At 71.5% G+C, this 13,168-nt stretch carries 11 protein-coding genes; 9 read left to right on the top strand and 2 right to left on the bottom strand.

Translation table 11 applies throughout. The features are described 5' to 3' along the window. The first annotated feature begins 180 nt into the window (after window positions 1-180). The 9 genes from pstS (at window position 181) to VGD70_RS07620 (ending at window position 9,056) form a co-directional block, all read left to right on the top strand. Window positions 181-1,290 (top strand): phosphate ABC transporter substrate-binding protein PstS, encoded by a 1,110-nt coding sequence (gene pstS / locus VGD70_RS07660; protein ID WP_331079542.1) that lies wholly within the window; start codon window positions 181-183, stop codon window positions 1,288-1,290. A gap of 193 nt (window positions 1,291-1,483) precedes the next feature. Further along, on the top strand, window positions 1,484-2,392 hold the full coding sequence (pstC, locus tag VGD70_RS07655) for a phosphate ABC transporter permease subunit PstC (RefSeq protein ID WP_331079540.1): 909 nt from the start codon (window positions 1,484-1,486) through the stop codon (window positions 2,390-2,392). Continuing rightward, window positions 2,392-3,477 carry a phosphate ABC transporter permease PstA gene (pstA, locus tag VGD70_RS07650; protein WP_331079538.1) on the top strand — a complete coding sequence of 362 codons (1,086 nt, stop codon included), beginning with the start codon at window positions 2,392-2,394 and terminating at the stop codon, window positions 3,475-3,477. Before pstC ends, pstA begins: the two co-directional genes overlap by 1 nt. Before the next feature lie 22 nt (window positions 3,478-3,499). Then, on the top strand, window positions 3,500-4,279 hold the full coding sequence (pstB, locus tag VGD70_RS07645) for a phosphate ABC transporter ATP-binding protein PstB (RefSeq protein WP_331079537.1): 780 nt from the start codon (window positions 3,500-3,502) through the stop codon (window positions 4,277-4,279). Window positions 4,280-4,388: 109 nt separating this feature from the next. Continuing rightward, window positions 4,389-5,516 carry a hypothetical protein gene (locus VGD70_RS07640; RefSeq protein ID WP_331079535.1) on the top strand — a complete coding sequence of 376 codons (1,128 nt, stop codon included), beginning with the start codon at window positions 4,389-4,391 and terminating at the stop codon, window positions 5,514-5,516. A gap of 146 nt (window positions 5,517-5,662) precedes the next feature. Then, window positions 5,663-6,034 carry a hypothetical protein gene (locus tag VGD70_RS07635; protein ID WP_331079533.1) on the top strand — a complete coding sequence of 124 codons (372 nt, stop codon included), beginning with the start codon at window positions 5,663-5,665 and terminating at the stop codon, window positions 6,032-6,034. A gap of 12 nt (window positions 6,035-6,046) precedes the next feature. Then, entirely contained in the window at window positions 6,047-6,616 is a 570-nt protein-coding gene (locus tag VGD70_RS07630) for a DUF3558 domain-containing protein (RefSeq protein ID WP_331079531.1), read from the top strand. 20 nt (window positions 6,617-6,636) lie between these two features. Beyond that, window positions 6,637-8,262 (top strand): hypothetical protein, encoded by a 1,626-nt coding sequence (locus VGD70_RS07625; protein ID WP_331079529.1) that lies wholly within the window; start codon window positions 6,637-6,639, stop codon window positions 8,260-8,262. Next, a complete protein-coding gene (locus VGD70_RS07620) occupies window positions 8,262-9,056 on the top strand; it encodes an ESX secretion-associated protein EspG (RefSeq protein ID WP_331079527.1) in 795 nt (264 codons plus the stop codon). The genes VGD70_RS07625 and VGD70_RS07620 overlap by 1 nt, the downstream gene beginning before the upstream one ends. Window positions 9,057-9,112: 56 nt before the next feature. Here the strand turns inward: VGD70_RS07620 and phoU are convergent, their stop codons facing one another. After that, window positions 9,113-9,778, bottom strand: coding sequence for a phosphate signaling complex protein PhoU (phoU, locus tag VGD70_RS07615; RefSeq protein WP_331079525.1), 666 nt, complete (start codon window positions 9,776-9,778; stop codon window positions 9,113-9,115). Between the two features lie 84 nt (window positions 9,779-9,862). Beyond that, complete coding sequence (locus tag VGD70_RS07610; RefSeq protein WP_331079523.1) at window positions 9,863-13,129, bottom strand: LCP family protein; 3,267 nt, start codon at window positions 13,127-13,129, stop codon at window positions 9,863-9,865. Window positions 13,130-13,168: the final 39 nt, after the last annotated feature.

Genomic DNA, 13,168 nt, shown 5'->3' with positions numbered 1-13,168 from the left:
AAAGTCACAATCCGGTGTTGTTCACCTGCTGTTCACCTGAACACCCGGGTCTGTCCACCCCTCTTCCCTAGCGTCCGCGCTTGTGCCGCCATTCAGCAGCGCACGTGAGTTCCGTGCCGCCCGGGAATCCCGCGGCGGGCGTACCGATCTCGTGACATCGACCTACCTCGAGAGGACCCAGTGAAGCGCATCCGCTACGGCCGCATCGCGGCCATCGTCGCTGCCAGTGCACTGGCACTGACCGCGTGCGGCAACGACCCTGCCGGTTCGTCCAGTACCGGGGGCAACGGCGGCTCGCAGACGCAGAGCAACCTGTCCGGCAAGCTCGCCGGCGCCGGCTCGAGCGCCCAGGAATCCGCCGTGCAGGCCTGGATCGCCGGCTTCGGCTCGGCGAACCCGGACGTCACCGTCAGCTATGACCCGGCGGGCTCCGGCGCCGGCCGCACCCAGTTCGGTGAGGGAGCGATCGACTTCGCCGGTTCGGACGCGGCGCTGACCGCGGAGGAGCGCGCCACCGCCAAGACGCGGTGTGGCAGCGACGCGCTCAACCTCCCGCTGTACATCAGCCCCATCGCGGTGATCTACAACCTCCAGGGCGTGTCCGACCTGCAGCTCGCGCCGGCCACGATCGCGGGCATCTTCGACCGCAAGATCACCAAGTGGAACGACCCGAAGATCAAGGCGGACAACCCGAGCGCCAACCTGCCCGACACGCAGATCACGCCGGTCAGCCGGTCCGACGAGTCCGGGACCACCAAGAACTTCACCGACTACCTGTCCGTCACCGCCGGGGCGGCGTGGCCGCACAAGGCGAGTGGCACGTGGCCGCTCAAGGGTGGCCAGTCCGCGCAGGGCACCTCGGGTGTCGTCCAGACCGTCCAGGGTGGCCAGGGCACGATCGGCTACGCCGACCACAGCAAGGCCGGCAGCCTCGGCGTCGCCAAGATCAAGGTCGGCGACCAGTGGGTCGCGCCGTCCGCGGAGGGCGCGGCGAAGGTCGTCGAGGAGTCCCCGAAGGAGGCCGGCGTCCCGGCGGGCGACCTGGCCATCAAGATCAAGCGGGACACCACCACCGCGGGCGCCTACCCGCTGCTGCTGGTCACCTACACGATCATCTGCCAGAAGTACTCCGACGCCGGCAAGGCCGACCTGATCAAGGCGTTCGTGGGCTACATCGCGAGCGATGCCGGCCAGAAGGCCGCCGCCGACGCGGCCGGCTCGGCACCCATCTCGAGCAAGATCCGGACCGAGGTCGAGGCCTCGCTCCAGACCGTCGGCAACGGCGGCTGAGGCAAGACCAGCACCTTGTTACGGTTCACTCGCCGGATGGGCGGCCGCTCACGAGCGGTCGCCCATCCAGCGCCGCCCGTCCCTTCCCGTCCACGGAGTCTGCCTCGTGACCACAACGGGCGAACCTGCCGCCAAGCGTGAAACGCCGCCGCGACCGGCTCCCAAACAACGAGCACCGCGGCGGCCCGGCGATGTGATCTTCTCGGGCGCCGCCCGGGCAGCCGGCACGCTCATCCTCGTCATCCTCGCTCTGGTCGCCGCGTTCCTCGTCGTCCAAGCGTGGCCGGCGATCAGCACGCCGGCCGACGAGCTCGCCGCGAAGGTCCCGTTCATCGATCAGGGGGTCTCGCTCCTCGGCTACGTCGGCCCACTGGTCTTCGGCACCGTGCTGGCCGCCCTCATCGCACTGCTCATCGCGACCCCGATCGCCATCGGGGTCGCGCTGTTCATCTCCCACTACGCGCCGCGCCGCCTGGCCCAGGTCTTCGGCTACGTGATCGACCTGCTCGCGGCCATCCCCAGCGTGGTCTACGGCCTGTGGGGCGCCTTGTGGCTCATGCCGAAGATGTTCCCGGTCTTCCAGTGGCTGAGCGACAACCTCGGCTTCATCCCGCTCTTCGCGGGTCCCGTGGCGAGCCCGCCGCGCACGATCCTCACGGCGGGCATCGTGCTCGCGGTGATGATCCTGCCGATCATCACCGCGGTGTCTCGTGAGGTGTTCCTCCAGACCCCGTTGCTGCACCAGGAGGCGGCGCTCGCGCTGGGCGCCACCCGCTGGGAGATGATCCGGCTGTCGGTGTTCCCGTTCGGGCGCTCCGGCATCATCAGCGCCACGATGCTCGGCCTCGGCCGCGCGCTCGGCGAGACGATGGCCGTCGCCATGGTTCTCTCGCCCGGTCTCGCCTACTCGGTCTTCCTCCTGCAGGCCGGCCAGCAGCAGAACATCGCCGCCAACATCGCGCTGAAGTTCCCGGAGGCGACCAGCATCGGCGTCAACGTGCTGATCTTCACCGGCCTGGTGCTGTTCGTCATCACGCTCGTCGTCAACATGATCGCGCGATGGATCGTGTCGCGGCGGCGCGAGTTCTCGGGGGCCAACTGATGACCACCCTGCAGGATCCGCCGGACCTCGCCGGCTCCAAGAAGCTGAGCCACGGCAAGCTGCCGAAGCTCGCCCCGCTCGCCCTGCTCGTGCTGTCGCTGGCGGCCATGTCCGGGCTCCTGGCGCTCTTCGCCGCGTTCAGCATCCCGCTCGCCGCGTTCCTCGGTGTGATCCTCTTCGCGGTGGTGATCCTCGTGGTCGCCGGCGCCGTCGAGGGAAGCCGGGCGGCTCGCGACCGGTTGGCCACGACGTTGATGTACAGCGCGTTCGGGCTCGCCGTCATCCCGTTGATCAGTCTGCTGTTGACGGTGCTGCAGTACGGCCTCAAGCGGTTCGACGGCTACTTCCTCTCCTACACCATGCGCGGCGTGTTCGGCGGCATGGACGCGGGCGGGGCGTACCACGCGATCATCGGTACGCTCGAGATCACCTTGTTCGCCACGCTGATCTCCGTCCCGATCGGCCTGCTCACCGCGGTCTACCTCGTGGAGTACGGGCCGACCCGGCTGGGCCGCGGCATCACGTTCTTCGTCGACGTCATGACCGGCATCCCCTCGATCGTGGCCGGCCTGTTCGCCTACGCGCTGTTCGCGATCTTCTTCGGCCCCGGCGTGCGGATGGGGGTGGTCGGCTCGATCGCGTTGTCGGTGCTGATGATCCCGGTCGTCGTGCGGGCGTCGGAGGAGATGCTCAAGCTGGTGCCGAACGAGCTGCGGGAGGCGGCCTACGCGCTGGGCGTGCCGAAGTGGCTCACGATCACGAAGGTCGTGCTGCGCACGGCGGCGGCCGGCATCGTCACCGGTGTCATGCTGTCGATCGCCCGGGTCATCGGCGAGACCGCGCCGCTGCTGATCACGGTCGGGGTAGTCGACTCGATCAACTACGACCTGTTCGACGGCCGGATGATGACGCTGCCGGTGTACGTGTTCCGCCAGTACAGCCAGGGTCTCGCGCCCAACGGCATCACCACGATCAACTACGACCGGGCCTGGGCCGCGGCGCTGACGCTCATCATCATCGTCATGCTGCTCAACCTGATCGCCCGGCTCATCTCCCGGATCTTCGCGCCGAAGACCGGCCGTTAACGAGGAAGACGCGACAAGGACGATGGCGAAGCGACTCGACATCTCGAACCTGAACATCTACTACAGCGACTTCCTCGCGGTCGAGGGCGTCTCGATGGGCATCGAGCCGCGCGCGGTCACCGCCTTCATCGGCCCGTCCGGGTGCGGCAAGTCCACGGTGATCCGCTCGCTCAACCGGATGCACGAGGTCATCCCCGGCGCCCGCATCGAGGGCCGCATCGCGCTCGACGGCGAGGACCTCTACGGCAACGCGGTCGACCCGGTGCAGGTCCGGCGCAACATCGGCATGGTGTTCCAGCGGCCCAACCCGTTCCCCACGATGTCCATCCACGCCAACGTGATCGCGGGCATGCGGCTCAACAACCGGCGCATGTCGAAGAAGACCGCCGACGAGGTCGTCGAGGGTTCGCTGCGTGGTGCCAACCTGTGGAACGAGGTCAAGGACCGCCTGAACAAGCCGGGCTCGTCGTTGTCCGGCGGGCAACAGCAGCGCCTGTGCATCGCGCGCGCCATCGCCGTCCAGCCCGACGTCCTGCTGATGGACGAGCCGTGCTCGGCGCTGGACCCCATCTCCACCCTGGCGATCGAGGACCTGATCGGCGAGCTGAAGAAGGACTACACGATCGTCATCGTCACCCACAACATGCAGCAGGCGGCGCGGGTGAGCGACCAGACGGCGTTCTTCAACCTCGCCGGCGTGGGCCAGCCCGGCAAACTGGTCGAGATGGACGCGACCGAGAAGATCTTCTCGAACCCCACCCAGAAGGCGACGGAGGACTACATCTCCGGCCGTTTCGGCTGACCCGCCCGCACCGCCCTGCTGCGATCGGGTGGTGTGCACCCGCGAAGGCACCGACCGCGCGTGCTCCCCGTCGAACCCCCTTGGATTCGGGCAACTGAGGGGATTCGAGATGACACAGCCAGGACCCGGTTTCGCGACCTCGGTAGGGGACCTCGACAAGATCGCCAACACGACGCTGCCGCAGGTCGCGGCCGCACTCCGGCCACCCGTCGCGGTCTTCGGCACCGTCCGCCGCGCGACCGGCCTGGCGCTCGCTGCCACTCTGCTCAGTGGCTGCACCGGCGGCGACCCCGCGCCGCCCTCACGGACCAGCCCGCCCCGGACGTCCGCCCCGGCACCCGTCCCGGCCGACTCGGGATTGCGGCCGGTGCGAATCACCTACGGCGACGGCATCGGCTACGTCCCGTGGGAGACCTCTGCGCAGGCGCTGTGCCAGGCGCTCACTCCGCAACAATGGCGTGAGGCCCTCGGCGGCGAGGTCGGCCGCCGGATCCAGAGTGATGAGCTCGGCTCCACCTGCGTCGTGGACAGCGAGACGCTGGGGCTGACGCTGTCGATGGGGAACAAGTCGTCCAACGACCTCTCCTACACCGACACGGTCGGTGGCCGGCCCGCGGCGATGGCCGTCCAGAAGGGGTCGGCCAGCGCGGTGGTGGCGGTGCTGCCCGCCGCAGCGACAGACGCGAAGCCCCACCCGTTGCTGTTCGCCGCGCTGACCCCGCGAACCGATGTCCGGCCGGATCTGGACACGACGATCCGGCGGATCCTCGGCTCGTTGGTGCCCAAGCTCACAACGGACGGGCCGCCCACCCCGGTGCCGGGCGCGGACGGCTTCGTGCCCTACGTCCCGACCGAGCCCGTCGCCGGCGTGCCGCTGCCGGACCTGCCCCGTCCGGTGCAGGGACTGGTCCTGTGCACGGCGCTGGCCCGCGCGTTCCATGGTGCGGCCGATCCCGGTCACGTCGTGATCGGCGACGACGGTGGTTGCACCCTGAGCAATCCGAAGAGCCACCGGCTCACGAGCGCCCGGATCCGGCAGGTGCCCGACGCCGTCCCGCCGGGGCAGCCCGCGCTGGCCGGCCACCCCGCGCACGTGGTCGACGACCGGATCACCGTCGAGCTGCGGATGCTGCCGGCCGAGGACGGCGCGCCGCACGTCGTACTGGAGGTGCGGGAGGCCGCCGCCGGGGAGAAGCTGCGCGGGCTGGCGGAGAAGTTGCTCCCGGTGACCGGCTAGCGTTCACAAGTGGGAACCCACATGGTCCAACTTGCGTCACAATGAGGTCCCGCACGGATGCCCATTGGTACCGTGCGGGTGAGGTGTGGGCGGTAAGAACAGGGGCCGAAATCATGCTCGACGCGGGAGGCGGGGGCGGAGCCGCAATGCACGCCGCGGTCACGGGGATCGTGGCCGGGGCCAGGAGCTTCGCCAAAGCTGCTTCGGAGGGGTCGTTCGCGGTCAGCGAGCGCGGTGGCCAGGCATTACTGCAGGCCATCACGGAGATGCGCGACTGGATCGACTCCCAGGACTTCCGGCTGAACGTGCTGCAGCAGGAGGCGCCGCTCGGGTCCAGCCACGGTGCCGCCACCATGAAGCCGTACCTGAAACAGGTGGCCGACGACCAGCAGGGCTTCATCACGATGCTGCGCCAGTTCCGCCTGTCGCTCAACGATGCCGAGAAGGGCATCAACGACGCGATGGCGAACTACAAGGGCACGGACACCGGCATCGCCACCCGATACGGACAGGCGTGAGAAAGGCACACAGTGAGGCGTTCGGTTCTGCTCGTCCCGGTGATGGCCGTGCTGTTGGCGGGGCTCGTCGGCTGCTCGGAGAAGACTCCCGGCGACGCCACGCCCACTCCCCAGGGTCAGAACACGAGCGCACCGTCGATCCCCACTGACGGCGCCGAGCCGACCGACCCGACCCAGTCGAGCACCGGGGCCGGCGGTGGCGACGGCACCCAGCCGCTGCAGCCCTGTGACCTGCTCACCCAGCAGGAGCAGGCCGGCCTGCAGCTCGGGCCGGGCCAGGAGGACACGATCGGCTCCGCGCGGGTGTGCATGTGGCAGGCCTCCGGCAGCCACACGGTCGGTGTCTCGATCTTCGACGACCTCGGTCTCGCCGACGTGCAGTCGAAGAGCGGCGCCCAGCCGTTGACCATCGGCTCGCACGACGCCGTGCAGTACACCGGCGGCGTGAGCACCTGCTCGATCGCCCTTGCGGTCTCTGAAACGTCCAGGGTGGATGTCTCCGGCGTGGCCAATGGAGACATGACCCGCGGCTGTGCGGTCGCCAACCAGGCCGCACGACTCGTCGAACCGAAACTGCCCTGAGGTACCGGGAGTAGCACGCGATGACACGGCGAAGCCTGACCCACCCGTCGGACCACGGCTCGGACGGGCACTACGACCCGACCCGTGACCCGAACAGCCGCTACTACATCGACCGTGGCGAGACCTCCGACACCGGCGACGAGGTCCAGCAGAACGCCGAGCAGAACGCCGACGCCGAGGAGGCCGGCGGGAACTGGCTCGAGCAGCTGATCGCGAAGTTCACCCGGGAGGGCCGGGTCAACCAGGCCTACAACCAGGAGCTCAACGCGCAGGCCACCGAGCTCGCGCAGGGTGTGGACACCCGGCAGCCGCCGATGATGATGTGCTCCAACTACATGGCCAACCCGCATCCCGAGCTCAAGACCATGGTCACCGACGGCGTCAACCCGGACGGCGTCGGCGAGATGGGCGACACCTGGATCGAGGCGGGCAACGCGATGACCCGCTTCCAGACCGGCGTCGCGACGGCCATCAACAAGAGCGAGTCCGAGTGGCAGGGCACCGCCGGCAACGCGGCGCGCACGTTCATGGCCGACGTCGGCAACTGGGTGGGCGGCGCCGGCCAGAGCGCGCAGCTCGCCGGCACCCAGACCAACATCCAGGCCGCCGCGCTGGCCGAGGCCCGCCGCGCGATGCCCGAGCCGGTCCAGTTCGACGTGGCCGCGGCGAACCGGGACCTGCAGTCCACCACCAACCCGATGCTGGCGGCGACCAAGTACGCCAACTACATGGTGCAGTACAACGCGCAGCAGAACGCTCACGAGCAGGCCGCGCGCGTGGTCACCACCTACGACAGCAACCTCGCTACGGCCAGCACGATGCCCGCGTTCGCGCCGCCGCCGCAGATGGGCGGCGGGAGCGGCAAGATCAACCCCATCGGCATCGACCGGATCAGCTCGCTGGAGCGCAACCAGAACCTCAACCCCAACGGGACGAACGGCACCATCAACCAGACGCGGAACCCGGGCACCACCAACAACCCGAACAACCCGCAGATCACGAACCCGCCGCCGGGCAACCCGGACGGCAACGTGCCGGGCGGCGGCAACGGGAACGGGAGCGGCACCGGGGGCAACCCGAACGTGCCCATCCCGGGCGGTCCCGGCGGCACGAACCCCAGCGGCGGCGGCGACTTCCCGGGCGGCTCGTTCCCGCCGCCACCCGGCTCCGGCCCTGGTGGTGGCGGCCAGGGCCCCGGCGGCAGCTCGAACATCCCCGGTGGCGCGCCGATGCCGATCGGCATGGGCGGCATGCCGGGGGCGAGTGACCTGGAGCGCGGTGGCCGCGGCTTCGGCGGCGGGCGCGGGTTCGGGCCGGGCGGCTCCGGGTTCGGCTCGGGCGGTGGCTCCGGCGGCTACGGCGGCGGTAGCGGCGCCGGGGGCAGCGGCGTGGGCGGTCGCGGCGGCATGGGGCCGGCCGGCGGCATGGGCGCCGGCGGCACCGGTGCGCTCGCGGCGGAGAGCGCGGCGATGCGTGGCGGCGCGGCGGGCGGTCGGGGTGCCGGCGGCATGGGTGGCATGGGCGGCCAGCGCGGCGAGGGGTCGGAGGACGAGGAGCACCAGCGGCCGTCGTTCCTGGTCGAGGGCGACCCGGACGCGGTGTTCGGCACCGACCAGATGACGGCTCCGCCCGTGATCGGTGAGTGATGGCGCGGTCGTTCTCGCTCTCGCTGGCCGCCGCGGACATCGTGGCGCAGCTGCTCGGAGTGAACATCCGGCTGTTCCCGTTCGAGATCCCGAGCGTGGGCCAGCTGCAGGAGGACCGGGTGCGCATCGCCCGCGCGGTGTTCCTCGACCTGGCCAGGCGGGGCCTGATCCACGACGGCACGGTTGACCCCGAGCTCGAGCTCGCGATGCGGACGCTGTCGGACCACGTGATCGCGATCGCCGTGATGGGCACGGTGGCGAAGGACAAGGAGATCTACGCGCGGGCGTCGGCCACCGGGGACACCGGCGTGCTGGCGGTCAAGGAGGCGCAGAGCCTGCGCTTCGAGCTGATCCGCCCGACCTCGCTCGCGCTCACCCTGGTGGGCCTGCTGCCCAAGGCGCAGGCGGGCCCGGGTCAGTCGGTCACGATCACCAGCCAGGGCCAGCCCACGGGCCGGCACCGCCGCGGCGACGAGGAGCAGCAGAACCTGTTCGGCCCGGTGCGGTCCCTGCGGGGCTCGTCGGACCAGCAGTTGCGGATCGCGGAGAGCTACCTCGCGCGACCGCGCACGGGTACGGGCTTCTTCGCGGTGAGCGGCCGCGACCGGTCGTCTGGCCGCGAGACCCGTGCGGGCGGCCTGATGTGGCTCGACACCGACGCGGGCCGCTACCTGAACCTGTCCCACCCGCCGGCCGAGGACGGCTCGATCCGCAGCACGATCTCCCCGGCCGACTCGACCCGCCTGACCCACCAGCTGGGCGAGATGATCGAGTCGGTCGCCCCCCGCCGGTAGCGGCGGGGTCAGACGATCGGGTGGTGGGTGGCGCGGGCCGTCAGGACCAACGACAGTCAGACGACCTCGTCGTGGCTTGCGCCGGGCATGCGGCCCGTCACCACGAAGACCACTCGCTTCGCCACGGAGACCGCGTGGTCGGCGAAGCGCTCGTAGAACCGGCCCAGCAGCGTGACGTCCACCGCGGCGGCGACGCCGTGCGGCCAGTCGCGGTCCATGATCACCGAGAACAGGTGGCGGTGGAGGTCGTCCATCTCGTCGTCGGCCTGCTCGAGGGAGTGGGCCTGCTGGACGTCCTTGCTGAGGATGACCTGCTCGGCCTCGCGGGCCAGCTCGACCGCGACCCGGCCCATCTCCGCGAAGTACGGGCGCACCTGCTCGGGCAGCACCGGCTGCGGGTGCCGCCGCCGCGCCGCCTTGGCCACGTGCAGCGCCAGGTCGCCCATCCGCTCGAGGCTCTCGGCCGCGTGGATGGCGGCGAGCACACTGCGAAGATCCGTGGCCACCGGCGCCTGCAGGGCCAGCAGCGCGTACGCGTGCTCCTCGCACGCCGACCGTGCGTCGTCGACCTTCGCGTCGTCGCCGATGACCTGTTCGGCCAGGCCGAGGTCCGCGTCGAGCAGCGATCGCGTGGCGAGCTCCATCGCCGTCGCGACCATCGAGCACATGCCGGCGAGCTCGTCGGCGAGCTGACCGAGTTCGACTTGGTAGGCCTCACGCATGGCGCAAGCCTACGGGCGCCGCCGTTCACGCACCGCATCGATAAGTGAATCCGGGGTGAACCCAAGGCCACAATTGATGCCTGGTCACGCGCAGGAGACGTCGCCCGCGTTGATCGTCGACAGGTTCTTCGGCAGCTTCGGCGGTGGCGCGGCGCCACCCTTGGGCGCGACCACCTTCCCGTCGAAACCAGGGCCGATGACCAGCTGCACCGCGTTGCCCATCGACGGGTCCTCGACCAGCTCCGCGCCCGGCACGGCGGCCTTCACGGTGCCCGCCGCGGCCGCGCCTTCCTTGGCGTACTTGATGATCGTGTGGTCCACCTTCTCCGGCGCAGCGTCCACCCAGACGATCTTGAAGCCAAGGTCGCCGAGCGCGCGTGCGGTGTCACCGGCGATGCCCCCGGTCGGGTTGCCGCCGTTGAGGACCTGGAGCTTGACCGTGCTGGGGTCGACCGGTTGCTGCCGCAGTCCCGCCTGCACCTGCTTCGCCGGCGCCTCGCCGGGCAGCGGGCTGTCTTCGCGGATCGCGGTGAACAACGCGTTGTTGTCCTCCACCACCAGGTCCTCGTTGCCGTTCGCGTTGGCCTCGCCGACGGTGGGCACGGTGATGAACGTGACCCGGCCGGCCTCGATGCCCTGCATCGACTGGCCGAGCACCATCAGCTGGTCCACGCCGATGTTGTCGCCGAAGGTCGACTTGGAGAACGCGTTGACGAAACCGGTGAGCTTGCCCGGATCCAGCAGCACCTCGGTCGACATCGCCTTGCGCAGCAACGAGGACAGGAACCGCTGCTGGCGCTTGATCCGGCCGTAGTCGGAGGTGAGGTCGCCCTGCACGTGCCTGGCACGCACGAAGTTGAGTGCCTGGTTGCCGGTGAGCGTGACGTTCTTGCCCGCCTGCGGCACGACCGTGCCGAGGACGTCGTCCTTCAGCGGCCGCTCGACGCACACCTGCACGCCGCGCACCGCGTCGACCATGTCCTTGAAGCCGTGGAAGTCGATGCCGACGAAGTGGTTGATCGCGAGCCCGGACAGCTCCTGCACGAGCTTGGTGACGCACTTCGGGCCGCCGACCTGGTAGGCGGTGTTGAGCTTCACCTGCTCCGCGGCCGGTTTCTGGTGCCCGGTGTAGTCGCCGGTCTTGGGGTCCCAGCCCTCGCACGCCGGCCGGGTGACCTCGAGGTCGCGCGGAAAGGACACGACGACGACCCGCTGCCGGTTGGCCGGGATGTGCGCGATCATCACGGTGTCCGAGCGGGCGCCGACGATCTCGTTCGCGTTGCCCACACCCTCCTCGGCGGCCGCACCCGCGCGGGTGTCGGACCCGACGAGCAGGAAGTTCTCGTCCCCCCGCTGCTTGGCGGCGTCCTGGATGGCCGCGGAGTTGGGGTCGAGCGCGTCGACCTGCTGCGAGCTGGCGTCGACCCAGCTCTTGAAGCCCCAGGCGATGCCGGTGGCGACGAACACGAGGATGGCGGCGACCGCGGCGAGCACCCGTACGGCGAGCGTGGACCGGGTGCGCCGGCGCGACTTCTTCTCCTGCAGCCGGGTGGCGCCGGCAGGGGCCATGATTTCCGCGAGCTCCGGCTCGGGGCCCGGCGCGGCCTGCGGCACGGCGATGGTCTGCATGCCGACCATCTCGTCGAGCCGGTCCAGCTCGTCGTCGGTCTGCTGCCACGGCATGAGCTTGCGGCGCTTGGACTTGCGCTCGCGTTCCTCGGCCTGCAGCTCGTCGTGCACCGCGGAGAAGCGGGCGAGCGTGTGGTCGATGGTGCGGCGCTTCTGCACGTCCTCGCCGATGGCCTCCATCTCGGTGGTCATCGAGATGGCGTCCTCTTCGGGACGGCGCGGCGGGGGCAGCGGGACGGCCGGGTTCATCGCCGGCTTCGAGCCGGGGTTGCGCTGTCCGGGCGGGATGGCCGCGTCGTCGGCGATGGGGACCGCGCCGGGGCGGCCCGGGTTCGACGGCCGGTCGTCGGGGATCGGGACCGAGGGATGCCGACTGGCCTGGCCCGGCTCGGGCCGGCCGTTGCGCGGCAGCGGCCCCGAGGGGTGGCGGCCGTTCGGCAGGCCGGCGGGGTCGCCGGGCAGGGGGGCGGCCGGGGGTCCGACCGGATGACCGTTACCCGGGCGGGCGCCGGGGGCCGACTCCCGGCCCGCGGGCAGCGGACCGGACGGTTGCCGGCTCGGCGGGGCCTGTCTGCCGTTGGGCTGCGGGACCGGCCGGCGCCCGCTGGCCTGGCCCGGAGCGGCCGGGTCCTCGGGGAACCCGGCGGGACCCGGGGCGGGCGGGCGGCCCGCGGGGTCCTCGGGGAAGGCGCGCCGGACGCTGGCCTGACCGGGTGCGTCGGGGACCGCGCGGCGGCCGTTGGCCTGCGCGGGCGGACCGTCCTGGAGGGCGCGGCGACCCGAGGCGTGGCCGGGAGCGTGACCCGGGTCGTCGGGGAAGGCGCGGTGGGCGCTGGTCTGGCCGGGTGCCTCCGGGAGCGCGCGACGGCCGGACTCCTCGGGAAAGGCCCGTCGGCCGCTGCCCTGGCCGGGTGCCTCCGGGACAGCCCGGCGGCCCGAGATCTGGCCGGGTGCGTCGTCCGGGTAGGCCTGGCGGCCGCTGGTCTGGCCGGGTGCGTCGGGGTAGGCCCGGTGGGCGCTGGCCTGGCCGGGTGTGTCCGGCAGGGCGCGCCGGCCGGCGGCCGGGTCGTCGGGGAACGCGCGGTGGCTGGTGGCGCGGCCGGGCTCGTCGGGCAGCGCGCGGCGGCCGGGTGCGGGGGTGTCGGGCAGGGCCCGCCGGCCGCTGACCGCGGGGTCGTCCGGCAGGGCGCGCCGGCCCGAGGGGCGATCGTCCGGGAGGGCGCGGCGGCCGGAGGCGTGCGCGCCCGGGTCCTCGGGGAACCCGCCGTGGCCCGGTGTCGCGGTGTGGCCGGCGCGGTCTTCGGGGAAGGCGTGGCTGGTGTGCGGGTCCGCGGCGGCGCGGTGACCGGGCGCGTCGGCGCGGCGGCCGCGCGGCTGGTCGGGCCACTGCGGGGTGGCGGGCTCGCCGGGGCGGTGGCCGTTCGGGCGGCCGTTCGGCTGGCCCTCGGCGGGGCGACGCCGCGGCTGCGCGGCGGGCGGGGTGGTGCGGCGCCCGCGCGGCTCGGCGGGGGGCGGCGGCGACACGGGGGTGAGGTCCGGCCGGGAGCCGGTGTGGCGCTGGACGAGGTCGGCGACGCTCAGCCCACCCGGCGCGTCCTCCATCGACCGGCGACGCCGGCGCGGCTGCTCGGACGGCTCCTCGGCCCGGCGGTGTCGCCGGCCATAGCTGTTCGAATCATCGGCGGAGGAGTGGGTGCCGCCTGGCCGTTCATCGTCGGGCACCCGGTCTCCTTCCAACTCGCGCCAACTCGCGCTACGGCA

The organism is Actinophytocola sp., from assembly GCF_036402745.1.
Classification (GTDB): Bacteria; Actinomycetota; Actinomycetes; order Mycobacteriales; family Pseudonocardiaceae; genus Actinophytocola.
The sequence above is the reverse complement of the archived record's forward strand: the minus strand, read 5'-3'. Positions and strand labels throughout refer to the sequence as shown.